General features: G+C 34.3%; 26 protein-coding genes. 20 read left to right on the top strand and 6 right to left on the bottom strand.

The window, feature by feature from the left end; all coding sequences use genetic code 11:
- The first annotated feature begins 563 nt into the window (after window positions 1–563).
- The 12 genes from ACH0B5_RS02060 to ACH0B5_RS02115 all read left to right on the top strand — a co-directional run bounded on the left by ACH0B5_RS02060 (window position 564) and on the right by ACH0B5_RS02115 (window position 10,129).
- Window positions 564–1,925, top strand: a complete 1,362-nt coding sequence (locus tag ACH0B5_RS02060) for an aspartate kinase (protein ID WP_122971706.1) — start codon at window positions 564–566, stop codon at window positions 1,923–1,925.
- 126 nt (window positions 1,926–2,051) lie between these two features.
- The gene (locus tag ACH0B5_RS02065; protein WP_122971707.1) at window positions 2,052–2,576 is read left to right on the top strand and encodes a tubby C-terminal domain-like protein; all 525 of its coding nucleotides are present in this window, start codon (window positions 2,052–2,054) and stop codon (window positions 2,574–2,576) included.
- A 16-nt stretch (window positions 2,577–2,592) separates the two neighbouring features.
- Window positions 2,593–2,835, top strand: coding sequence for a thymidylate synthase (locus tag ACH0B5_RS02070; RefSeq protein WP_122971708.1), 243 nt, complete (start codon window positions 2,593–2,595; stop codon window positions 2,833–2,835).
- Window positions 2,836–2,860: 25 nt separating this feature from the next.
- Window positions 2,861–3,088, top strand: a complete 228-nt coding sequence (locus tag ACH0B5_RS02075) for a hypothetical protein (protein ID WP_122971709.1) — start codon at window positions 2,861–2,863, stop codon at window positions 3,086–3,088.
- 111 nt (window positions 3,089–3,199) lie between these two features.
- Window positions 3,200–3,631 carry a BrxA/BrxB family bacilliredoxin gene (locus ACH0B5_RS02080; protein ID WP_406927335.1) on the top strand — a complete coding sequence of 144 codons (432 nt, stop codon included), beginning with the start codon at window positions 3,200–3,202 and terminating at the stop codon, window positions 3,629–3,631.
- Window positions 3,619–4,404 carry a class I SAM-dependent methyltransferase gene (locus tag ACH0B5_RS02085; protein ID WP_122971710.1) on the top strand — a complete coding sequence of 262 codons (786 nt, stop codon included), beginning with the start codon at window positions 3,619–3,621 and terminating at the stop codon, window positions 4,402–4,404. Before ACH0B5_RS02080 ends, ACH0B5_RS02085 begins: the two co-directional genes overlap by 13 nt.
- Window positions 4,405–5,027: 623 nt before the next feature.
- Window positions 5,028–5,636: a YpjP family protein gene (locus tag ACH0B5_RS02090; protein WP_122971711.1), complete on the top strand. Its 609-nt coding sequence runs from the start codon at window positions 5,028–5,030 to the stop codon at window positions 5,634–5,636.
- Window positions 5,637–5,856: 220 nt separating this feature from the next.
- Window positions 5,857–6,048, top strand: a complete 192-nt coding sequence (locus ACH0B5_RS02095; RefSeq protein ID WP_122971712.1) for an ABC transporter permease — start codon at window positions 5,857–5,859, stop codon at window positions 6,046–6,048.
- Between the two features lie 164 nt (window positions 6,049–6,212).
- The gene (locus ACH0B5_RS02100) at window positions 6,213–6,809 is read left to right on the top strand and encodes a histidine phosphatase family protein (RefSeq protein ID WP_158599683.1); all 597 of its coding nucleotides are present in this window, start codon (window positions 6,213–6,215) and stop codon (window positions 6,807–6,809) included.
- A gap of 179 nt (window positions 6,810–6,988) precedes the next feature.
- Window positions 6,989–7,186, top strand: coding sequence for a hypothetical protein (locus tag ACH0B5_RS02105; RefSeq protein ID WP_122971714.1), 198 nt, complete (start codon window positions 6,989–6,991; stop codon window positions 7,184–7,186).
- 614 nt (window positions 7,187–7,800) lie between these two features.
- Window positions 7,801–9,087: a GGDEF domain-containing protein gene (locus ACH0B5_RS02110; RefSeq protein WP_406927332.1), complete on the top strand. Its 1,287-nt coding sequence runs from the start codon at window positions 7,801–7,803 to the stop codon at window positions 9,085–9,087.
- An 85-nt stretch (window positions 9,088–9,172) separates the two neighbouring features.
- Window positions 9,173–10,129 (top strand): thymidylate synthase, encoded by a 957-nt coding sequence (locus tag ACH0B5_RS02115; RefSeq protein ID WP_122971716.1) that lies wholly within the window; start codon window positions 9,173–9,175, stop codon window positions 10,127–10,129.
- 49 nt (window positions 10,130–10,178) lie between these two features.
- On the opposite strand, the gene abc-f is transcribed toward ACH0B5_RS02115, so the two are convergent.
- Together abc-f and ACH0B5_RS02125 are read right to left on the bottom strand one after the other, a co-directional pair.
- Window positions 10,179–11,987 carry a ribosomal protection-like ABC-F family protein gene (abc-f, locus tag ACH0B5_RS02120; protein WP_122971717.1) on the bottom strand — a complete coding sequence of 603 codons (1,809 nt, stop codon included), beginning with the start codon at window positions 11,985–11,987 and terminating at the stop codon, window positions 10,179–10,181.
- Window positions 11,988–12,081: 94 nt separating this feature from the next.
- Window positions 12,082–12,216, bottom strand: a complete 135-nt coding sequence (locus ACH0B5_RS02125) for an RAxF-45 family protein (RefSeq protein WP_277749712.1) — start codon at window positions 12,214–12,216, stop codon at window positions 12,082–12,084.
- 406 nt (window positions 12,217–12,622) lie between these two features.
- Here ACH0B5_RS02125 and ACH0B5_RS02130 point away from each other — a divergent pair, with 406 nt between their 5' ends.
- Entirely contained in the window at window positions 12,623–12,901 is a 279-nt protein-coding gene (locus ACH0B5_RS02130) for a hypothetical protein (RefSeq protein ID WP_122971718.1), read from the top strand.
- 75 nt (window positions 12,902–12,976) lie between these two features.
- Here ACH0B5_RS02130 and ACH0B5_RS02135 read toward each other — a convergent pair whose 3' ends face one another.
- The 3 genes from ACH0B5_RS02135 to ACH0B5_RS02145 form a co-directional block, all read right to left on the bottom strand.
- Window positions 12,977–13,930, bottom strand: coding sequence for a TRM11 family SAM-dependent methyltransferase (locus ACH0B5_RS02135; RefSeq protein WP_406927333.1), 954 nt, complete (start codon window positions 13,928–13,930; stop codon window positions 12,977–12,979).
- A 16-nt stretch (window positions 13,931–13,946) separates the two neighbouring features.
- Entirely contained in the window at window positions 13,947–14,396 is a 450-nt protein-coding gene (locus tag ACH0B5_RS02140) for a hypothetical protein (protein WP_122971719.1), read from the bottom strand.
- A 130-nt stretch (window positions 14,397–14,526) separates the two neighbouring features.
- Window positions 14,527–15,333 (bottom strand): hypothetical protein, encoded by an 807-nt coding sequence (locus tag ACH0B5_RS02145; RefSeq protein WP_122971720.1) that lies wholly within the window; start codon window positions 15,331–15,333, stop codon window positions 14,527–14,529.
- A 146-nt stretch (window positions 15,334–15,479) separates the two neighbouring features.
- On the opposite strand from ACH0B5_RS02145, the gene folA reads away from it, so the two are divergent.
- The 7 genes from folA to ACH0B5_RS02180 all read left to right on the top strand — a co-directional run bounded on the left by folA (window position 15,480) and on the right by ACH0B5_RS02180 (window position 21,870).
- Window positions 15,480–15,962: a type 3 dihydrofolate reductase gene (gene folA, locus ACH0B5_RS02150; protein WP_122971721.1), complete on the top strand. Its 483-nt coding sequence runs from the start codon at window positions 15,480–15,482 to the stop codon at window positions 15,960–15,962.
- Window positions 15,963–16,105: 143 nt separating this feature from the next.
- Window positions 16,106–16,636, top strand: a complete 531-nt coding sequence (locus ACH0B5_RS02155; protein WP_122971722.1) for an NfeD family membrane protein — start codon at window positions 16,106–16,108, stop codon at window positions 16,634–16,636.
- A 16-nt stretch (window positions 16,637–16,652) separates the two neighbouring features.
- Window positions 16,653–18,167, top strand: a complete 1,515-nt coding sequence (locus tag ACH0B5_RS02160; protein ID WP_122971723.1) for a flotillin lipid rafts scaffold protein FloT — start codon at window positions 16,653–16,655, stop codon at window positions 18,165–18,167.
- A gap of 104 nt (window positions 18,168–18,271) precedes the next feature.
- Window positions 18,272–18,688, top strand: a complete 417-nt coding sequence (locus ACH0B5_RS02165) for a potassium channel family protein (protein WP_122971724.1) — start codon at window positions 18,272–18,274, stop codon at window positions 18,686–18,688.
- A gap of 118 nt (window positions 18,689–18,806) precedes the next feature.
- Entirely contained in the window at window positions 18,807–19,487 is a 681-nt protein-coding gene (locus tag ACH0B5_RS02170) for a response regulator transcription factor (protein ID WP_122971725.1), read from the top strand.
- A complete protein-coding gene (locus ACH0B5_RS02175; protein WP_122971726.1) occupies window positions 19,471–20,877 on the top strand; it encodes a HAMP domain-containing sensor histidine kinase in 1,407 nt (468 codons plus the stop codon). The genes ACH0B5_RS02170 and ACH0B5_RS02175 overlap by 17 nt, the downstream gene beginning before the upstream one ends.
- 108 nt (window positions 20,878–20,985) lie before the next feature.
- Window positions 20,986–21,870, top strand: coding sequence for a peptidylprolyl isomerase (locus ACH0B5_RS02180; protein ID WP_122971727.1), 885 nt, complete (start codon window positions 20,986–20,988; stop codon window positions 21,868–21,870).
- A gap of 84 nt (window positions 21,871–21,954) precedes the next feature.
- On the opposite strand, the gene trhA is transcribed toward ACH0B5_RS02180, so the two are convergent.
- A complete protein-coding gene (trhA, locus tag ACH0B5_RS02185) occupies window positions 21,955–22,596 on the bottom strand; it encodes a PAQR family membrane homeostasis protein TrhA (protein ID WP_122971728.1) in 642 nt (213 codons plus the stop codon).
- Between the last annotated feature and the right edge of the window lie 177 nt (window positions 22,597–22,773).

The following is a 22,773-nucleotide window of genomic DNA, read 5'->3' on the forward strand; positions in this document are numbered from 1 at the left end:
AAGTAAGGATTTTCTATTTAGGATTCTTTTTAAAAGTTATAAAAGAGCGGAAAGAATTGTTATAAAGGAGAAATTTTTCAGTTTTTGTGTTGTCGTTAAAGACTATTAACATAAATCCTCCTATTAATAGGATAGGAAGATTAGAATGGTTGTCTTATAAGAAAATTTGTATGGATATAACAATTATTTCTATCTTGCTAAACCGTCAACATAGTATATAATTAATTGACGAAATTATTTTAGTTTATTACTTGGTACAACGATATTATCCTTTTGTGCATCGTCTAGGAGCGGTGTGCATCTTTTATTTTCGGGTGCTGTTTTGATTTCTATTGGTTTTAGGCAAGTATGCTACCATCCAATAGAAAATGACATATAATAAACTGACCTGAGTAACTGAAGGCCAATTTTCCCATAATATAGTTGCAATTTTGGCTTCTTTCAGGTCCATTATGTTCCTTTTCATTAAATAAGCTTGACGCAAGTTTATAAAATTTGTACACTGTGAACAATCAAATGTTTTTTCAGAAAATACAATTTTTAATAGTAAGGATTTGGTGATATTGATAGTATGTAAATTTGGTGGTACTTCCGTTGCGAACGCAGAACAAATTAAAAAAGTGGCGAATATTGTGAGAGCCAATCCTGAGAGAAAGATTGTTGCAGTATCAGCACCTGGTAAACGTTTTGGCGATGATATTAAAGTAACGGATCTTTTAATCGAACTAGCTGATGCAGCCTTAAATAATGGGGATGTTTCGGGGAAATTACAAATCGTAGTAGATCGATTTAAAGAAATTACCGAAGAACTTGGAATAGATGATTCAATTTGCGATGTTATTGCAAAGGATTTGCAAGAACGGGTCGCTTTAGATAAAACAAATGAATTTTTATTTATAGATAATATTAAAGCTAGTGGAGAAGACAATAACGCAAAATTGATTGCGGAATATTTCAATGCCATTGGTTTACGTGCAAAATATGTTAGCCCCAAAAATAAATTAATATTAAACGATTATCCAGAGCGTACAATTGCACTTCCTGAAGCATATGAAAACTTAAAAGACCTAGGTAAAGGCGATGAAGTAATTGTCTTCCCAGGATTCTTTGGTTATACAAGGGAAGGTATTTTACGTACTTTCGATCGTGGAGGCTCAGACATTACAGGGTCTATTCTTGCGGCAGCGGTTAAAGCGGATTTGTACGAAAACTTTACAGATGTTGATTGTGTATTTTCTGCCAATCCTAAAGTTGTTAATAATCCAGTTGGTATTTCTGAAATTACGTATCGTGAAATGCGTGAATTATCTTATTCTGGATTTACCGTTTTCCATGATGAAGCATTAATGCCTGTCTATAAATTAGGTATTCCAGTTACTGTGAAAAATACAAATAACCCATCTGCCCCTGGAACAAAAATTGTGCCAACACGTGCCTTAACAGGGCGTCCTGTAACTGGGATATCGGCGGATAGCGGATTTTCTATTTTATATGTATCGAAATATTTAATGAATCGTGAAATTGGATTTGGACGTAAACTTCTTCAAATTATCGAGGAAGAAAATATTTCTTATGAACATACACCTTCAGGATTAGACGATATTTCTGTTGTCATTCGTTCAAAACAATTAACAGATGAAGCGGAAGAACGTATTGTTAAGCGGGTAAAAGAGGAATTACATGCGGATGACGTTTATTTCCGTCATGGATTGTCGTTAATTGTAATTGTTGGAGAAGGTATGCGTAACAATACAGGTCTTGCGGCTCGTGCTACTTCGGCCATTTCAAGAACTGGAGCAAATATCGAAATGATTAATCAAGGTTCTTCAGAAGTGAGTCTTGTGTTTGGTGTATTACAGCAAACGGAAAATCAAATTTTACGTGCCCTTTACGACGAATTTTTTGCTCCCATAACAGTCGGCTAGGAAATGACTAGCCGTAAATAAGGAAGGTTCTACAGACATACTGTAGAACCTTTTTACTTTCTTAAACCATCATTTTCATCTAGTATTGTATAGTGGAAAATAATTTGAAATATTGGTGAAGAAATAATGAAAACATATGAATACATACACCCGGAAAATATTGAATATACGGGAGAAGTGGCAATAAGAGAAGACAAGGGAGAAACAATAGCCCATTCAAGACGGGTTTACAAACATTTTTTTCAACGGATCATTGACTCTATATTTGATTATCGCTATTTTTTAAAATACGATGTTGTGGATACAGAGGGGAAACAACTATTCACAGTGAAAAAAATCAGTAGAAGAGGAAAGCTTTGGTTTGAAGGATACGATATCCAATTAAACAAAAAATATGTTATTTCTTATGAAAATTGGCGAATTGGCATTCCAACCCTTTATATAACTGATGGAGACATAAAAATTCAATTGGAAAAGGAAATGGAAGACTGGTCAAAGTTTATTTATAATGATCAAGTGATAGCTGAGTGGAAAGCAGAGTATATGGAAGATCAATTCCATATGGTGCTACATATTCATGATCAAAGTCCAATCCAAAAACCGGAATTTTTCATCGCAATTTGCCAAGCAACTTTATTTGTTGGCGCATAATGAAGGAGTGTAATTTATGAACGTTGTTTTTGTCATTACGAAAACGGGAGAAGAAATTTTGGAAATGGTGTCCAATGATGTAGCTGGTCTTCTTGCAGCAGTAAAAGGGGATAGTGTAACATTTCCCTTCGGTAGTTATCAATATGATTTTCATACATTAGACCATTATTTAGAAAATGGAGTTTATCGACAAGAACTCGTTATTTATTTAAAAGAAGAAGACAATCAATTGACTGTCATCCCTGAAACAACAGTTTGAACGTCATGAAAAGTGAGGCTAAATAGTGGTTCAACTATTTTTTATTGGAATTGTATGTTATCTTTTTTTGTTTCTATTAGCAAAACTAAATATTTTTAATGGACTAACTCGTATTTTATCTGTCATAAATATGGTTATTGTCATTGGTTTTGGACTGTTTGTACTAATAAAAACAGGTCTTTTACGTACTATAGCTACTTTTATTAGTTTACTCATCATTCGAATGTCCGAATTGGTGACGGATTTATTTTAAAACCATTTAGAAATTAAATGGGAAGTTGAATCGTAAGCAAACTTTGTGTAAATGAAAGTAAACAGTTGTTATAATGAAATTGGTAATAAAAAAGAAAGAGGGCGATATATGATGAACGCTTATGATGAATATATGAAAGGCATTGTGCAACCAATGCGCCAAGAATTAGTAGATGCAGGTTTCACAGAATTAACAACTGCCGATGAAGTAAATGAATTTATGGCGACAACAAAAGGAGTTTCTTTAGTAGTTATTAACTCAGTATGTGGTTGTGCAGCAGGGTTAGCACGTCCAGCAGTTCGCCAAGCTATTGAAGAAGTAAAACCCGATCATTTAGTAACGGTATTTGCAGGTCAAGATCGTGAAGCGACAGCTGCTATGCGCAGATTTTTTGAGGAAATTCCTCCAAGTTCACCGTCTATTGCAATTTTACGGGACGGTCAATTAGAGTATTTTATTCCACGTGAACAAATTGAAGGATATCCAGTAGAGCAAATTACGGATCATCTTGCTGGTGTTCTGAAACAAGCATGTGCCAAGTAACTGTCGTGACAACAGCTGGGAGACCAGATGAGTTATCCATGATGCTTGCTAAAAAAGCATGTGAGGAATTAAATGTACCCTTCGAACCAAGGAAAAAGCGATCTGTTACGAAAATAAGCCAACTATTAGACGCCAATGTAATCGTAGCAGGAAAAAATCGATATGAATATTATCCGAAAGGTGCTCAAACACCTTTCTTTTTTCATCCTAATTCAGCAGCCTTTCGTTTAAAGCGGGTTGCCCGTGGGGAAAAGGAACCTTTTTTACAAAGCTGTCAACTTGCAGAAGGTCATTCTTTTTTAGACTGTACTTTAGGAATGGGTTCGGATGCCATGTTAGCTGCGTATGCGGTAGGAGAAAAGGGGCGAGTTGTCGGCTTAGAAGCTGATCCGAATGTAGCTTTCATTGTGCGTAATGGAATGAAAACCTACGATACATCCGAACTACCATTAACAAACTGTATGCGTCATATTGAAGTCGTTCAAAGTGAAGCAGTTGCCTTTTTAAAACATCAAAAAAACGATTCCTTTGACGTTGTCTACATGGATCCAATGTTTGAAGAAGTTATTGAAGAAGCAAATAATTTCGAAGCATTAAGGGAAGCGGGACGTCATATTGAGCTTTCAGATGAATGGGTGATGGAAGCGATAAGGGTGGCTAAAAAACGAATTGTTTTAAAGGCCCACTATAAATCAAAGTTATTTGATCGCTTTCATTTTCAAAGGGAAATCCGATTTACTTCGAAATTCCATTATGGCGTAATAGATAAGTGAAATATTGTGTTAAACGGCTGTAGTATCAATGGATTTTACTTTACAGTGAAATGATGTTATAATGTCTATATGCTATTTTAGGGTAGCAGGTAAATAAATTTGGCGTTTCGCTAGAGTTTTTGAAGATACTTATTCACACTGGCGCAAGTATAGGCTTGCAAGGACGCGAAAGTAGGTAGGGTTTGCGTTGCTTAAGTTAGAAGGCGTTTAGTGGAATTTTACCGCGGTTAAGAACGATGCATGTTGTGCATCTATTTATAAAATTCCCCTGATGATAGGGTTGAGATTTAATTTATTTATATGTTACCTTTGAATGCTAAAGGGGTGCCTGATAAATCAGGCACCCCTTGTCTAATTTTCAGAATGAAAAAAGCTACTAAACAGTAGCTTAGGATTTACCTTTATTAGTCGGTAAAGCACATTGAAGTTAAATAACCTAATAATACAAATAAGCCAATTCCGATAGCAGCAGTCATTCAGTTGAACCTCCCTTGTGAAAAAAACAAGCTTTATTTACTTACTTATTGTACAATGAATTAGAAAAAGTTGAAACCTTTTAATGTGTAAAACGTATATATTAATAGAAGCTTTTTACAATATTGTGCGAAATTGAAGGTGATTCCATGAAAAAATGGCTACAAAAAACGCTTGTTATAACCGTAGCATTACTAACGTTTGGGTTGATAACGCCTAACCATGAGATATGGGATGCATTAGAAAATGGACACGGTAATAACGGTTCTTCAGATAGTACTATTCAAAGTAATGCCTCAAACGAACAAGTTACAACTGTTGTTGAAGATGGTTATGCTATTGAACAGTCTGAAGATAAACAAGATTTGGATTCCATCCTATTCGCAGCGAAAGAACAATCATACATAAAGTTTGGACCTAGAATCGCACCAGTTATTGGTCAAGAATTTGAAGAAAAAATTTTCCCGAAATTAGAAGAAGTCATTACGATGACATTATCTAGTTTGGACGAAGACTCAATAAAATATTTAGCAATTACAGATCGACCAAGTGGCCAATATGGAGAAAAAATTTTCCATATTTCCGATGGGACAAGCGGTAAAGATTTAATCCGTTTCCATGTGCGAACTGAAAAACGCCCACAAGACGGTTATTACTACAATTTCCATTACCACACTTCAAAAGATAAATTTGTTGCCCACCATTCATTAGGTGATATTTTTTATTCGAAAAATACTCCACCAAAATGGTTATCTTAAAACGCTGCCCATCATAGGCGGTGTTTTTTTAATGAAAATTGCTACTTTGAAAAGTGACAAACGAGCAAATAATTAATGGGTGAAAGAGTAAAGACAAAACGAATAACTGTCGCATAAAATGAGTAAATTACAAATAAATAAACTAATTTCACGCTTAAATAGTGAAAAATTTCTAATTACAAGGTAAAATAAGAATATTAAAACAATGAGGAGGATGCCGATGATAACCGGTCAGTTAGAGCGAGCGTTTCAATTAGCAGAGAAACATAAACTCGACGTAAGTACAATTTTGGAACTAAACAAAATTATTATGAAGGAGGTTAATTCAACTCCGAAAGTAGAAGATAAAATTCTTCAACAAATTATTCAAATTATTGAAAACAATAAACAGATTTTACGGGAGGCAACATAACAATTGGAAAAACAAATTGAATTGTATGATGATTTAGACACATTTGATTAAAGGCGCTGCTCAGCATAAGGAATAAGAGCAGCGCCTGTTTTTGTTTTATGCCTATTGGTTTATTTATCCAAATCTAATATAATTACATAAAATTCACAATTGGGAGTTTAGTTTTGTACATATTTATTTTAAGACATGGTGAAACAGAAGCAGATCTACTCGATGTTCATGAAGGACGAGCAGATTTTCAATTAACTAAAAAAGGTTACCTTCAAGCAAGTAAAATAGCGAAATACATTACAAATCATTATCAACCTGACGTCATTATTTCTAGTCCGATGACGAGAACAAGACAAACAACTGAGCATATTTTAAGATATTGTGATACGTATGTTGAGTTTGATGAGAGACTGATGGAGTGGAATAATGGTGTACTTGCTGGAATGAAACGAGCAGAAGTGATGGAGAAATTTCCGTTGCCACGAAACGGTCGCCCATTAACAGAAGCAATTGAAGAAGGTGAATCAGAATTGGCTTTTCGCCATCGTGTTGAAGAAGTCATATTTGAGATGCTTGAAAAACATAAAGATTGCCATCGGATATTAATTGTAAGTCATGGTGGGACTATTTCGCACATTATGAACATATTACTTAACCATTCTATAAATGAGCAGGTTATTTTTCCAACTTCAGATGTAGGACTTCATTGTATCGAAATTAAAAATGAAAAGAAAATAGTCCATTTTGTAAATTCAACTTTAAATGACTGATAATTCTGTATTTTGTTCGTTTTCACTGCTCAAATTGATTTTCAGAGAAAACATTTAATAACAACTATCCGCCATTAGATTTAGAATTATTGAATTTGCTGCTTGTTGGTTTTCGGATGCAGCGCAAACAGTTATTAGTAGTGGTGGTAGTTCGTTTCAATTAGCTGTGAGGTGATTAGATGAATAAAGTTTTGGCAATCTCGATTTTAGGAATGGGTTTAACTGGTGCCGTTTTAATTATATCGATCCCTTTGTTGTTCAAATCCCCAATAGGAAATATGTTGCAGATGGTTACTGGTTCTTCAACAATAGCTTTCGTTATTTTTGCTATCTTAGCTTTAATAGCTCGTCGGCGATTAGATGAAAAAAGTGAGTAATCTATTTGTTTGTATTATGGGATAGACAAAAATTTGTCTACTCCTTTTTTACGTAGAATGAATTTGAATATGGCGATAGTCAGTGGAAAGTAGCTGTGCGGACCGAAGAGTGGATAAGAGCTAGTCTCTATTGACTACCTTACAGCACCCGCTTCCTTTTGGGCAATAAACAAATTATTCCTTATCTAGGTTAGCACTTGATACTTAAGAATCGTTTAAAACCCTGTTCTTTAACAAGAAGTCTTCCTCTAAAATTGTAAATGTTCTTGTTATGAAATTCACTTTTACAAGTTCCTTTAAAAATATCTGCAAACTTCATTATTAATGTTTATTCTATTCCCATCAATATTTAAAAGGGAATAGTGGCAAGGTACAATGTTTTGAAATAGATAAAATGATTGCCTAACCCAGTTAGTACTTTAATGGTAATAAGTAAAATGATGAATATCACAAATTTTTCATTAAGTCTATTTGCTAATTTCTTTCCCTCTATAGGAGTCTTTAGTTGTGCTTAGAAAAATTATCATTGGTCTATTTTTCATATTTTATACATATGTTTAATTAAGAAAAAAGAATAGAAATGAAATTAACTTTCTAAAGGAAATGGAAGGCGTTTGAAGGCAACAGTTGTCAGTAAAATGGTTGGTGCTAATATAGAGGATAATACATTTTTAGTATGGATAACTAGAAATGAAGAGGGTGAAGAGATGATGAATAGTGAATATGAAACTAAAGATTTAGAAGTTGAAATATTAAAACATAACATTCGGAAAATGAAGGTTATGAATCAGATTTTTACTATTGTCATTGTGATAATCATGCTCGTCATCAATTTTTTATCCTTATTTCCTTCTTTACAATTTCCTCAAAATGCAGGTAGTCATTTGGGGTATATCCTATTACTTGTTTTTCATTTAGTCATTTATTCTATATTTCGATACCGTAAAATACATTTAACTCCATTGAATAATAAAAAAATGGCGTTTTTTATTAACTTCTATGTTACGTTTTCATTATCTTTAGCAGCACTCGTTTCGATAAAAGATTTAACTCTATATAATCCTTTTCTTATTTATACATTTATTTTATTTACTTGTAGCTCCTTTTTAATTTTAAAAGCGAAACAATTTCTACTTCCGCTAATCATTTCAAGTTTTATTTTACTTATAGGCCTATATAGTGAGCATGGTGAGTTCTCTGTTTCTTATTTACAATGGGTTTATATCGCCATTCTGCTTCCGACTTCCTTTTTACTTTCCCGTTCTCATTATGTATCCTTTGAGAAAAACTTTTATCGTCAATTGGAAATGTTAAAAGAAAGAAATCATACTCGAAGTTTAACCGAGAAGTTGAAAGAAGCAAATGATCAGCTAGAATTACAAACTTTACTTGATCCACTTACGAATTTATATAATCGAAGGGCTTATAATGAATATTTGGAAAAGTTGCAATTACAAACGTTACAATCACCGATTTTACTTTCAGTCGTGATGATTGATGTCGATTGTTTTAAATTGTACAACGATACATATGGTCATATGGAAGGTGACAATGTATTAATTCAAATCGGAATATTATTAAAAGAGCTATCCGAACAATGGAATTGTTTTACTACACGATGGGGTGGGGAAGAGTTTATATTATTATTAACGGACGTTTCAGAGCAACAGGTAGACAATATTTGTCAAAAAATACAAGATGGAGTTTCAAATTTAAATATTCATCACCGTTCATCTACGATTTCTTCGACAGTAACGGTAAGTATAGGTGCTTGTACAAAGAGAATTTATAAAAAAGAGGAAATCACTCATTGTATAAACGAAGCAGATGCTGCCCTCTACTATATTAAACAACATGGTCGGAATAACTATGAACATCGTTCTCTTATACATGTACCATAAATCTATGAAAGTATTTTACCCTCATATTTTTAAAGGCCACATTATCTGTTATAATGAAAAAATTAGAGCAAGGAGTGTGGTAGAAATGGAACATCCAGATACTACTTATTTAAATTTATTACAACATATTTTAGACAACGGTGTAACAAAGGAAGACAGAACAGGGACCGGCACAATGAGTGTATTTGGGCATCAAATGCGGTTTGATTTATCGAAGGGGTTTCCGTTATTAACGACAAAACGGGTGCCTTTTAAGCTAGTTGCAAGTGAATTGTTATGGTTTATAAAAGGAGATACAAACATTCGTTATTTATTACAAAATAAAAATCATATTTGGGACGAATGGGCTTTTAAAAAATGGGTAGAATCAGAGGATTATCAAGGTCCAGATATGACAAACTTTGGTTTGAGAGCAGCAAAGGATACCGAGTTTGCTAAAGTTTTAGAGGAACAGATGTCTATTTTTAACAATAAAGTTTTAGAAGACGATGTATTTGCCGAAAAGTATGGGGAATTAGGGCCTGTTTACGGTAAACAGTGGCGTTCATGGCCAACTTCAAACGGTGAGACGATCGATCAGTTGAAAAAAGTCATCGACCAAATTAAAAATAATCCTGATTCAAGAAGACTAATCGTAACTGCCTGGAATCCTTCTGAAGTCGATGATATGGCATTACCGCCTTGTCACGCTTTTTTCCAATTTTATGTGGCAAATGGTAAGCTTTCGTGCCAGTTATATCAACGAAGCGCTGATGTATTTTTAGGTGTTCCGTTTAACATTGCATCGTATGCATTGTTAACCCATCTCATCGCCCACGAATGTGGACTGGAAGTAGGAGAATTTGTTCATAGTTTAGGGGATACGCATATTTATTTAAACCATTTGGAACAAGTAAAGGAACAGCTACAAAGAGAACCGAAAGAGTTGCCGACGTTGAACATTAATAAAAATAAAACATCGATTTTTGATATGGAATTAGAAGATATAACAATTGAAAATTACAATCCACATCCAACAATTAAAGCACCGATTGCGGTGTGAAAAACGAAGCACACTGCTATTTATTAAACAATAACAGTGTGCTTATTTGTTATTCACTAATCCAAAGGGTTAATAGTTCATCCAATCGATGTTCTAATTTTTCTAATTCCTTTTGATAGGTGATATTATTTGTTTGAGTAAATTGCTGTTTTTTCTTTTCTATTTTTTGTTCCAGCTGTTCAATTTGTTGTTCAATTGAAATAGTCTTTTCTTGTTTTTCTTCAGATGGACGATCAACTTTTTGAACGGTTGTACGCTCACTATGCTTTTGACGAGCCCAACTATAGTTTCCTTCGTATAAAAACAGTTGTTGAGCTTCTAACCAGGCGATTCGATGGAACAGCTGATTGATAAAATACCGGTCGTGGGAAACTGCGACAACGGTCCCTTCAAACTGTTGAATCGTTTCCTCTAATACTTCCCGGGATTCGATATCCAAATGATTCGTTGGTTCATCTAATATTAGCAAATTAATGTCTTGTTGCATTAATTGGGCTAAACGAAGCCGCATTTTCTCGCCTCCGCTTAAGTTCTTTACCTTTTTAAATACATCATAGCCATAAAATAAAAACTTGGCTAAAATATGTCGGGCATCGCCTTCGTTCATAGATATATTCTCTCGAAACACATCAATTAATCGGGCGTTTACATCGTTATATAAAAACTGTTGGGAAAGGTAACCTATTTTCACATTACTGCCGATTCGACATTTCCCTTCATCTTGAATAACATCACCAGTAATCATTTTTAATAATGTAGATTTACCAGTGCCATTGGAACCTACAATTGCAAAACGATCTTGCCAATTGAGTTGGAATGAAACATTTTGAAATAGCAATTTATCAAAGGTTTTACTAACGTTTTCGAATAGAACGACATCTTTTCCGCTACGATCATTTACTTGTAACTTAAGCTGCATTTTTTTCCCAATCGAAGGTTTTTTCACTAGCTCAATCCTCGCCAACGCCTTTTCCATACTTTTTGCTCGTCGATGGAGGGAAGCGTTTGGGGGATTCGCTTCATTTGCCCACTGTTTGAGCCTTTTAATGGTTTCTTTCATCTTCGTAATTTTCTTTTGTTGTTCTTCGTATTGTGTAAACTCGCTTAATATACGTGCTTCCCGTTCTTTTATAAAGGCATCATAATTTCCTATATAAGGGTAGGCAACTCCATTATCAATTTCAATTACTTTCGTGACGACTTCATTCATAAATTGTCGATCATGGCTAACAACAATTAACGTTCCTGAATAATGACTCAAGTAACTTTCTAACCATTCGATCGCTTCCATGTCTAAATGGTTCGTTGGTTCATCTAAAAGTAAAATGTCAGGATTTGTTAATAAAATTTGTCCGAGCATTACTTTTGTTTTTTCGCCACCACTTAGTAAATGGAATGGTGTATTAAGTAGGGTTTTAATGGAAAGACCATTTGCAATCATTTGAATTTGAGCATCCATTTCATAACCGCCTTGGGCGATAAATTGTTCCTGTATTTCACCGTATTGTTTTAATAACTTTTGTAAATTGTTACTATTTCCCATTTGTCCTTCTAATTGTTCCATTTGATGTTGCATATGAAGTAAAGGGGAAAAGGCTTCTTTCAATACGTCATAAACGAAACTATTTTCATAGGGTGGTATTTGATGTAAATAACCAATTGTTGCCCCTTTCTTTTTAATGATTCGTCCTGCGTCAGGGGTTTCTATATTTGCGAGCATTTTTAAAATCGTTGTTTTACCACAACCGTTTCGTCCAACAATAGCTACTCGTTCTCGTTCATGAATATCAATCGTTAAATTTTCAAAAATAATTGATCCACCGTAAATTTTTGTTATGTTTTCCGCTTTTATCGACACTGTGATTTCCTCCATTTTATACACAGTGAAGCCAAACAAAAAAGACTGCTCGATTAACAAGCAGTCTCTTCCTAATTGTGAAAAGAATGGCTAATCAGCTGTGTTTTCGATTTATTTCATTAAAAAAGGGCAGACTAATCCCGTTAATGGCAAAATCGAAAGTAATGACACGTGCAAAATAGTGGTAACAATTCATTTCCACACATGTCGTCACAGCTAATTGATTCATTCTCTTCACCTCCGTTCAAGTTAATTACATATAGTATATTCACTATTGGAAAATATGTCAATTCCCTTACTATTTTGAAAAATTATCAACTAGTGAACAATCATCTAGTAAATCACCTTTGATGATCAAGAGGTGATTTTTTTTATCGGCTATCTATGTTATTATCAAAATACGTATTGTAATCATTTATGCCTTATTTAAGGGAGCTGCAATATGAAAATAATTGTTCTAAATGGAAGACTTTTTGAGAAACTGAAAGGTTTTTTGAACGAATTCATAGAACAAATAGAAAAATAAAATATGAAGTTATTGTTTAAGTGTAAGATGATAATAGAATATACTTTTAAAGTTATGTTTTAACGAAACATCTCCTAAACGTTAACTAAAGATTTATTGGAGGATTACGATGAATTACAAAATTATTAACAAACAAGTATTTGAACAAGCACAATTACGTTCGGTTTCCGACGTTCCATTTACAGAAGAAGAACTTGAAAACGGTATGAAATTAGCGGTATCTAGAGCGGATGATACCCTTGCACTATATTTAATAGACGTGGATGGTCAGAAAAAATTTGATGTCCGTTGGGATGATTCTTCAGAAGTTTTTAGTGGTTGGTATTCGGCTTGGGATAATTTCTCATGGTGCTTATCAGTAGTGGATGGTCAAAAAACAACGAATTAAGCATCTGTTACAACAAAAAAGGCTTCAATCCTTTAAGGATTGAAGCCTTTTTTAATGGATTTTCCAATGGATAAATTATTCACATAACAGAATTTGTCTAACAAATAAATGTTTCTTCGCAACACAACGATCGCTAATTGTAAAACCGGATTTTTCAATTAAATGATCAATCGTATCGACGGTTACGATGACCGCTTTATCTGCAATTCGTCTTGCGTTTTGAATAATTTCATATTGTTGTTCACGTGTTATATGCGTATAAATATTGTATGGTAAATCGATTATCGCTACATCATAATGCTCGTTAACTTCCGAAATCGGTCCCTTCGTAATTGTACCTTCTAGTCCAAAATAAGCGATATTTTCCCTTGCTCCTATACATACGAGGGGGTTAATATCCCTTCCGACAATATCAATCCCCATTGATAGAGCTTCAATCACTACTGTTCCAATTCCGCAGCATGGATCAATGACAGAAATACCAGCTGGTTTAGGAACGGCAATATTGGCAATAGCTCGAGCCACTCTCGTGTTTAAAGCAGTAGAATAACTGTTTGGTTTATGTAAGTGTTCACGCCAGACGGAAATACTTTTTTCGTATTTTCCGAAATACCAGTTATTTTCAATCGAAATTAATCCGAAAATTATTTCAGGATGATCTAAATCTGGCTCTCCGTCAATACATAATCCAACTTCACGTTCAATGGCCCGGCGCTCTGGATGGGGAATTTTTTTTGTTTCCCCGATATCCATCTTGTTTAAACAAACGACTTTAAAGGTAGTAGCTGTTTCTTGCATCTCTTTCAAAGAATCTTTTATCTCAGATAAATGGTGGGCTTGAAAGATGACTTGTAGTCGCTCTTCAATAAATGGGCTACGACTTGGGTCTACTTTAACATCGCTAATCATATAATTTGAAGTTGTATCGGTACCAAAAAAGGAACGCATCTCCATTCGACAAAGATCGAATTCATCTTTATGGTGAACGTAAGTGTAAATATAAGTGTCGTAATCTTGTAGGTTATTCAAATAATCATCCTTCATTCTATTGATATTCAATTGATTTTGTTAATTGATCTAAAAAGTGATAAGTAATCGATAAAACTTGTTCTATTGATTGTTCTTCGTGGAAACCTTCCATAAAATCGATTGGGATATTTAGTTCCCATAAACCTTCTTCACCAGAAAAACTACAACTATAAAAAGCATTTTCACCATGTAAATGTTCAGCTAAATAGGATTTAATCCCATCTGCATGTTTTTTTTGCACTTTAAACCCAAGCAAAACCATATAAGTTTTAAATACGTCATCGACTTCAAAGGATAAGGCATCCGTCTTAATATTTTCAAAGGAAGGGGATTCAATATAAAGGAATTCGTTCATATTTTGTTTCAAATGTTGAATTGAGGAAGTAAGAAAGGAATAATTTTCTTTTGAAATTAATTCTTCACTGTCTTTATCACAACGTTCAATGTAAACTTCTGTAAGCTTCATCTGAGGGAAACCTCCTAATTTTTTGTAGTATGTTTTTTCACAAAAATAGACAGCCTTTTAGCTGTCTTCTGTAACGTTATTGTTTATACAAGTGTACCATAATTTTCGGTAAATGTTAAAATACCAACAATTAATTTAACTTAAATAAACTTTTCGTCCAGATTTCTGTTGATGTAGGATGATTGCTTTCAAATAGATGAAATTTTGAAGCGTATGGAATGAACTCTTGATTAATGAAAGGTTTTAATGATTTTGGGCACGCATTAATTAAAATGGAATCTTTTTTTAATGTTTCAATTTGTTTTAAAAAGTCATTTTTTATTTGGGGCATTTCTGTCCACATTTTAACCCAAATTTTATCCCGTAACTCACGATAATTATTATTCATTGCTTTTTCATGGATAAAATGTAAAGAAGTTTGATAATGAACCGCATTTATAATAATCACTCGGTATTTATGTTGCTCCTCTATAACCTGATATTCGTTTAAAGTGCGAATTAATTGATTCATGTTCTTTTCTATTTTTTTCCCTGTTAGTCCTTGAGCAGCTCCAATAGGTGTTAGTTTTTCTTTATTTTGTTCATACTCGTCAATATGAGGGGATTCTAAAATAATTGCAATCGTTTTGTTTTTATAATTACTAGTAATTAAATCATCTTCAAAGTTGGAATTGGAAACAAGACTATTTTTCATTTGAGGTGTTTCAATTAGTATTTTATCATCGTTTAACTCAACAAAAAATCGAGTAACATTTTGAACTTGCTTATTCTTTTTAAAAAAGGAGCGTTTAAGGGTAATCACTTGTTTCTCTTTATCCACATTCAAATATTTACTATTACTTTTAACTAAATCGTCATAAACTGTCTCGCTAATTTCTGTGTTAATGGGATATCCTTCTAATTGAATGGATGATTTTTGTTTCATTAACGTAATCAAAAAATCACTTCCTTTATCTTTTTATTATGAAAACTATTAGCAATGAAAAATGTCTATCATTTATTTATATTAAAATTTTTGTAAAAATATGAATAAAAACGTATAAAATAGAATAGGAAAATGTCTAAAAAAGTAGGAGAGAAAATATGATTTCATTAATTGTCGCCCATGACAAAAATCGAGTTATTGGATACGAAAAGAAAATGCCTTGGCATTTACCTGGAGAGTTAAAATATTTCAAAGAACAAACGATGGGTAAACCGATGATAATGGGAAGAAAAACTTTTGAATCGATCGGTAGACCATTACCTGGCAGAAGAAATATTGTCATTACAAGAAATGAAAACTATACGGCAGAAGGGATCGAGGTCGTTTCAAGCCTGGAGGAAGCATTAAAGCTTGTTTCGAACGAAGACGAAATAATGATTATCGGTGGTGAACAAATTTTTAAATTGGCCCTTCCGATAGCAGACCGTCTTTATATAACGAAAATCGACTATGAATTTCAAGGAGATACGTTTTTCCCAGAGTATGATGGGGAGGAATGGACGATAGTTTCCAAAAGTGAACCGATCGAAGTGCCGGATGGGTATGCATATACTTACTATATTTATGATAGAAAAAAATAACCATCTTACAAAAGTTTTCGCCAACTGTAAAAAGGGTGAAAACTTTTTTATTTTATTTAAATTTTTCTAAATAATTTGAAACTTAATGACGAATTAAACGTACATAAGTTATAGGATTATTTTGGAAGATGAGGTGATATTGATTGGGCGGTTTAGAACTCCATACGATTTACCTATTTACTTTAATTATTGTAGGTTGCATCACGATTGTTTACCTATTGTTCTCCGAAGTTTTTGATGGTGTGTTTGAAGGCATTCCGTTTATTGATCCAGCTGTCATTTTATCCTTCATTACCATTACATCTGCAGCAGGTTTTTTATTAGAAAAATATAGTTCTATGACAAGTTTAATAATCCTTATAATATCTTGTATTCTTTCTGCTATTGTTAGTGCCATTATTTATTATTTCATACTTGTCCCATTAAAAAGTGCAGAAGTTTCTTTAGCTTACACGGAAGAATCCCTTGGTGGTCAAGTGGGAAAAGTGATTGTTCCAATTCCAGTAGATGGATTTGGTGAAATCGTAATCGAAACGGTCAATGGAGTCATATCGAAACGGGCGACAGGATTTGATAACGAAGCGATTGATTATGATGAGGAAGTTCTCGTCATCGAAGCAAAGGAGGGCACCGTTTATGTAAAGAAATACGAATCAACTTTTCAATTTAAATAATTAAGGGGGAATTATTATGATGCTAAGTACAATGATTATTATTGGGGTCGCATTGTTTATCATTGTGGCCATCGTTGCGGTTTATATTACAAAATACAAAACAGTGGGACCAGATGAAGCATTGATTGTAACAGGTAGTTTTTTAGGATCAAAAAATGTCCACACAGATGACTCGGGTAACCGCATTAAAATTATTCGTGGTGGAGGAACATTCGTTTTCCCGGTATTCCAACAATCTGAACCACTTAGTTTATTATCTAGTAAACTAGAAGTAACAACTCCCGAAGTTTATACAGAACAAGGAGTTCCTGTAATGGCCGACGGTACGGCTATTATAAAAATTGGAGGATCTATTTCAGAAATCGCCACAGCAGCAGAACAATTTTTAGGGAAAAGTAAACAAGATCGAGAAAATGAGGCGAAAGAAGTTTTAGAAGGTCATCTCCGCTCCATTTTAGGGTCAATGACAGTGGAAGAAATTTATAAAAATCGAGATAAATTCTCCCAAGAAGTGCAACGAGTTGCAACGCAAGATTTAGCGAAAATGGGGTTAGTCATCGTATCCTTTACAATTAAGGATGTTCGCGATAAAAATGGTTATTTAGATTCTTTAGGGAAGCCGAGAATTGCCCAAGTAAAACGGGATGCCGATATAGCAACAGCCGAGGCTGAAAAAGAGACACGTATTAAGAAAGCGGAAGCAGAAAAAGAAGCCCAAAAAGCTGAATTGTTACGGGCGACAGAAATTGCAGAGGCAGAAAAGGAAAATCAATTAAAAGTTGCAGAATTCCGACGTGAACAAGATGTGGCGAAAGCCCATGCGGACCAAGCTTATGAGTTGGAATCAGCCAAGGCAAAACAACAAGTAACAGAACAAGAAATGCAAATTAAAATTATTGAACGTCAAAAGCAAATTGAGTTGGAAGAAAAAGAAATACTACGTCGAGAGAAACAATACGATTCCGAAGTGAAGAAAAAAGCGGATGCGGATCGTTATGCGATTGAACAAAATGCTGCCGCTCAAAAAATGAGAGAATTGGCACAAGCAGATGCTGAAAAATATCGTATTGAATCGCTAGCTAAAGCTGAGGCGGAAAAAATTCGTTTGGACGGGTTAGCAAAAGCTGATTCGGAACGTGCACAAGGTGAAACGGAAGCAGAAATTATTCGATTAAAAGGTTTAGCTGAAGCTGAAGCGAAACGAAAAATTGCTGAAGCCTTCGAACAATTCGGTCAAGCGGCAGTACTTGATATGATTATTCGTATGATGCCAGAGTATGCAAAAGAAGTAGCAAGTCCGTTATCTAACATCGATAAAATTACAGTGGTTGACACAGGAAATGGGGAAGGTGGCGGTGCAAACCGCATTACATCTTATGCAACGAACTTAATGTCCTCACTCCAAGAAACGTTAAAAGCTTCTTCCGGGATTGATGTAAAAGAACTCATCGAAAATTTTTCAGGTAAAAGAACATTCGATCAACCGATTCAACAACTAGATGAAAAGGAAGAAGAGAAACATTTAGTATAAATATGTTATCGTAATGAACAAAGCGATTAATCATATGATAACGACTAAAATTTATAGTATAATGCAAAAATACTTTAGTAGTTGTATAAAAAAGGAGTTATCATATGGTTTCTGTCATTATAAGTTTTGGAAGATTGATGAAAGCGTTGTTTCATGCAGTGAAAGAGCCTAAATTTGTTAGCATTTTAACAACAGTTGCTTTCATCGTTTTATCTGGTACTTTGTTTTATTCTAAATTTGAAGGTTGGTCTTATCTTGATGCTGCCTATTTTGCAGTCGTCAGTTTAATTCCTACAGGAGTGAATACGAACCTTACCCCTTCGACAAGTGGAACAAAACTGTTTACGATTTTGTATTTAATTATAGGTACCGGTTTAATGTTTGCGTTACTTTTGACATTAGGTCGTTCGATGATTAAAGAGTCTCCGAAAAGAAAATACCGCTTAAATAAAAATATACACATTGATGAGACTGAAGTGCCGACTCAGTTGAAAACAAAAACATTACCAAACAAAAAATGATAAAAGAAGTCCTAAGTTGGAGAGAACTAGGACTTCTTTTTTTGACATCTTGTTGACATATAAGGATGTTATAATATGTTGAAAAAAAGAGATGCGTATCGAAAAGGGTGATTCTCTAGTGAGCAAAGTAATGATTGTTGAAGATGAACTGGCCATCAATAAAGTGTTAAAAGCCTACTTAGTAAAGGAAGGATATGACGTTATACAAGTGTTTACAGGGCTAGATGCTATGACTAATTTTATAAATGAAAATCCTGATTTAGTATTATTAGATGTGATGTTGCCTGGAAAAGATGGTTGGACGATATTAAAAGAAATTCGTCAAAACGGCAACTGTCCAGTCATTATGTTAACGGCTTTAGGTGATGTCCATTATAAATTAGAAGGATTCCATGAAGGAGCAGATGATTATATCGCAAAACCGTTTAATGCAGATGAAGTGGTAGCCCGTGTAAAGGCAGTATTAAAAAGATCCTCCTTCATCCAAATGGATACAGTGAAATTTGGCCAATTAGAAATAGATTTTAAAGGGCATTCGGTTTATTTAAACGGAGAAGAGGTCGTGTTAACGCCACGAGATTTATCAGTACTATTGTTTCTAGCAGAACACCCAAATCAAACATTTACACGGGACCAGCTTATTGAACAAGTGTGGGGGTGGGAATATGATGGCAGTGATCGGGCGGTAGACTTAGCCATTAAGCGGCTTAGAAAAGCCCTTGCCCATTGGCCACCAGAGCAAGGGGAAATTAAAACTTTAAGAGGGTTAGGTTATCAATTCCATGTCTATAAAAAATAAACGAGTTTCCTTATTAACTTATTGGACGAGTAGATATGTATTAACATTATGTATTGGCTTGCTCATTATATCGCTTATTTTCGCGATGTGGATACGTCATACAACATTAGAATATCGTCTTGAAATGATGACGTTTATGGCAGAAGATACAGTGAAAAGAATTACGGATACACCAAAAGAGTTGCCTAAATCGATTGAAGAAAGAGATTGGTTTAACTTTCGAGACATCGATCCAATTGTTTACATCGTTGATCAAACGGGAGAGTTGGTTTCTGTCAATAGACCTTTTAACCCACTCGTTGATATTGATTTTAATGAATTGTTACAAAATAAAGAGTTAAGTAAAATAAAAAGTCCTTCTACGAATGAAACATATTATGTAGTAAAGAAAGAAATTGAAATGGAAAACGAAGTCGTCGGCTGGGTTTTTGTACTGGAAACGAAACAACATTTAACTGAAGTAAAGCAACAGTATGGTCAATTGGCGATATTTATTATTGCCCTTGGAATATTAGGTTGGGTTGCCATTTATTTTTTATCCCGCAGACTATCCCGACCGATTATGAAAGTAGCAGAAGCTGCGAAACAAGTGCAATCGGGAAATTATCATATTCAATTATCCTCTTCTATAAAAGAAAATGAAGTATATGAGCTTGTATCATCCTTTAAGGATATGGCAAGTCGTCTGCAACAGTTGGAGAAAACGAGAACGGAGTTATTAGCAGGAGTTACTCATGAATTAAAGACACCGGTTACATCCATAAGTGGGCTCCTACAAGCTGTTAAAGATGGTGTTGTCACGGGAGATGAGGCGGAAGAATTTATAAAAATGGCCTTAGTGGAAACAACAAAAATGAAAACAATGGTTGGAGATTTATTGGCTTTTAATTCCTTTGCGGTTGATGCAGTACCAGTGAAAATAAACCATTATGAAATTAATCGATTGATAGCTGATATCTTTTCCCAATGGAAGGCAACTTTACCTGATCGGCAAATCGACTTCGATTACCATTGTTTAGAAAGGGAAGTATTTGTATTAGCTGATTTAGTTCGAATCCAACAAATTGTAACGAACCTATTAACAAACGCAAGCCAATCGATGATTGATGATGGGAAAATTACGATTACATTAGAGGAAAGGGAGCATGATGTCACAGTATTTGTAAAAGATACAGGTTCCGGTATAAATAAGGAAGATCAACCTTTTATTTTCGAACGATTTTTTAGAGGGGAAAATAAAAAATATACTGTGCGCGGTCTCGGTTTAGGATTACCTCTTAGTAAAATGATGGCCCAATCAATCGGAGGGGACCTTCAGTTAAAAGAAAGTAACCAAAGCGGTACTTGTTTTGAACTCCTATTGAAAAAAGTGAAACGTAGCGAAGATTGATCGCTACGTTTTTTCATATTCGATTTATTTAATCTTTGACATCTTGCTGACACATTCGCCAATTAAAGTTGAACATGTACTAAAAGAGATAAAAACGGAGGAATTAAAATGATGAAACGAAATGATTTGAAAAAAACGTTAAAAGTGATGACCCTTCCAATTGTTGCAAGTATATGGTTAGTAGGATGCTCAAGTAAATCAACTTTGATTGCCTCAGTAAATGGTGAAGAAATTACGGAAGAGGAATTAAATGAAACGTTAACAGCCCAATATGGATCAGAAGTGTTAGATTCATTAATTACGGACAAAATCATTGAGCTTGAAGCAAAAGAATTAGGCGTTTCAGTTTCGGAGGAGGAACTTCAAGCGGAATATGAAGAGTATGCTTCCCAGTATGGAGGGGAAGAAACGTTACTTGAAATGCTCGATTCCTATGGGATGGATGTGGAAGATATAAAGAAGGATATGGAAACGTATTTGTTAACTTTTAAAGTAATGGAAGATGATTTAGGCATTACAGATGATGAAATACAGACCTTTTTTGAAGAAAATAAAGAAACCTATGGACAAGCTGCTGAAGTGGAAGCTAGCCATATTTTAGTGGAGGATGAAACAATTGCACAAGAGGTAATCGGAAAATTAAATGCAGGAGAAGATTTTGCTGAGCTAGCGAAAGAATATTCTACTGATACGGCAACGAATGAAGATGGTGGAAACCTTGGATACTTCGGTACAGGGGAAATGGCAGAAGCTTTTGAAACGGCAGCTTTTGCAATGGAAGTTGGTGACATTAGTAGTGAACCAGTGGAAACGGAATATGGGTTCCATGTTATAAAAGTAACGGATAAAGTGGAGGAAAAAGAAGCGGTATATGAAGAAGTGAAAGATACTGTTTATCAAGACTTATTAGAATCGAAGGCAAATGAACAATATGCAACGTGGCTAACAGAAAAAATGGGTGAATACGATATCGTGAATAAACTAACGGAATAAAAAAGATTTTTTGTAAGAAGTGAAAAATCTGCTCCTTTTAAAGGGCAGATTTTTTTAAATACATTGAATTCATAAGTATTAATTTTATAAGTAAATGGCAACACAAATTACCATACAAGCACAACCTGCTATGACAAATAAATGCCAAATCGCATGGTTATAAGGTAGCTTTCTCCAAGCATAAAATATAGCTCCAAACGTAAACAATAACCCACCTATTAATAAGAAGGTAAAGCCATCGAATTGTAAAAATTCATATAGAGGCTTAATAGCAAATATGATTAACCAGCCCATTGCAATGTAAAGCAATAAAGAAAAGGTCTCAAACTTATGAATAAACAAACATTTAAAGACGATGCCAAATAGTGCAATGGACCAAACGATACTTAAAAGGACGATTCCGAGCACACCACCGATTGCAATTAATAAAAAGGGGGTATACGTCCCTGCAATTAAAACATAAATGGATGAATGATCTAAAATAGAGAAAAATCTTTTATATTTTTCGGGCATACTATGCAATAAAGTGGACATTAAAAACAGCAGAACGAGTGATGCTCCAAAAATGGAATAGGCAGTAATCTCGATTGCATGTCCCGATTGTACACCTATTAGGATTAAGATGACACATGCTGGAATGCTGATTAGCAATCCAATGCCATGGGTAATGGCATTCCATAATTCTTCTTTCCAATTTTTATAATCAAATGCTTCTTCATGATTCATTGAACTCACTCCTATCCTGTTCACTATACTGCGAATCGGATTGTTCTAACACTATCATTTGTCATATTGTTTCACTATCGTGGGATGGATATAACTATAACAGAGTACGAAGTTTATCCTTAATGTAATTACATTTGTCATGTTTACAGTCATAAAACATTCTCATTATAATGAAGT

The organism is Ureibacillus sp. 179-F W5.1 NHS, assembly GCF_045369345.1.
GTDB lineage: Bacteria > Bacillota > Bacilli > Bacillales_A > Planococcaceae > Ureibacillus > Ureibacillus halotolerans.

Excerpts from the sequence above, each read along its gene's own strand:
- ACH0B5_RS02080 (WP_406927335.1), top strand. The coding sequence starts at position 3,200 with ATGAACGCTTATGATGAATATATGAAAGGCATTGTGCAACCAATGCGC.
- ACH0B5_RS02125 (WP_277749712.1), bottom strand. The coding sequence starts at position 12,216 with ATGAATCAATTAGCTGTGACGACATGTGTGGAAATGAATTGTTACCAC.
- ACH0B5_RS02165 (WP_122971724.1), top strand. The coding sequence starts at position 18,272 with ATGGTTTCTGTCATTATAAGTTTTGGAAGATTGATGAAAGCGTTGTTT.
- trhA (WP_122971728.1), bottom strand. The coding sequence starts at position 22,596 with ATGAATCATGAAGAAGCATTTGATTATAAAAATTGGAAAGAAGAATTA.
- ACH0B5_RS02175 (WP_122971726.1), top strand. The coding sequence starts at position 19,471 with ATGTCTATAAAAAATAAACGAGTTTCCTTATTAACTTATTGGACGAGT.
- ACH0B5_RS02085 (WP_122971710.1), top strand. The coding sequence starts at position 3,619 with ATGTGCCAAGTAACTGTCGTGACAACAGCTGGGAGACCAGATGAGTTA.
- ACH0B5_RS02140 (WP_122971719.1), bottom strand. The coding sequence starts at position 14,396 with ATGAAGCTTACAGAAGTTTACATTGAACGTTGTGATAAAGACAGTGAA.
- ACH0B5_RS02115 (WP_122971716.1), top strand. The coding sequence starts at position 9,173 with ATGGAACATCCAGATACTACTTATTTAAATTTATTACAACATATTTTA.
- ACH0B5_RS02095 (WP_122971712.1), top strand. The coding sequence starts at position 5,857 with ATGATAACCGGTCAGTTAGAGCGAGCGTTTCAATTAGCAGAGAAACAT.
- ACH0B5_RS02105 (WP_122971714.1), top strand. The coding sequence starts at position 6,989 with ATGAATAAAGTTTTGGCAATCTCGATTTTAGGAATGGGTTTAACTGGT.
- ACH0B5_RS02130 (WP_122971718.1), top strand. The coding sequence starts at position 12,623 with ATGAATTACAAAATTATTAACAAACAAGTATTTGAACAAGCACAATTA.
- ACH0B5_RS02090 (WP_122971711.1), top strand. The coding sequence starts at position 5,028 with ATGAAAAAATGGCTACAAAAAACGCTTGTTATAACCGTAGCATTACTA.
- ACH0B5_RS02070 (WP_122971708.1), top strand. The coding sequence starts at position 2,593 with ATGAACGTTGTTTTTGTCATTACGAAAACGGGAGAAGAAATTTTGGAA.
- ACH0B5_RS02180 (WP_122971727.1), top strand. The coding sequence starts at position 20,986 with ATGATGAAACGAAATGATTTGAAAAAAACGTTAAAAGTGATGACCCTT.
- ACH0B5_RS02065 (WP_122971707.1), top strand. The coding sequence starts at position 2,052 with ATGAAAACATATGAATACATACACCCGGAAAATATTGAATATACGGGA.
- ACH0B5_RS02160 (WP_122971723.1), top strand. The coding sequence starts at position 16,653 with ATGATGCTAAGTACAATGATTATTATTGGGGTCGCATTGTTTATCATT.
- folA (WP_122971721.1), top strand. The coding sequence starts at position 15,480 with ATGATTTCATTAATTGTCGCCCATGACAAAAATCGAGTTATTGGATAC.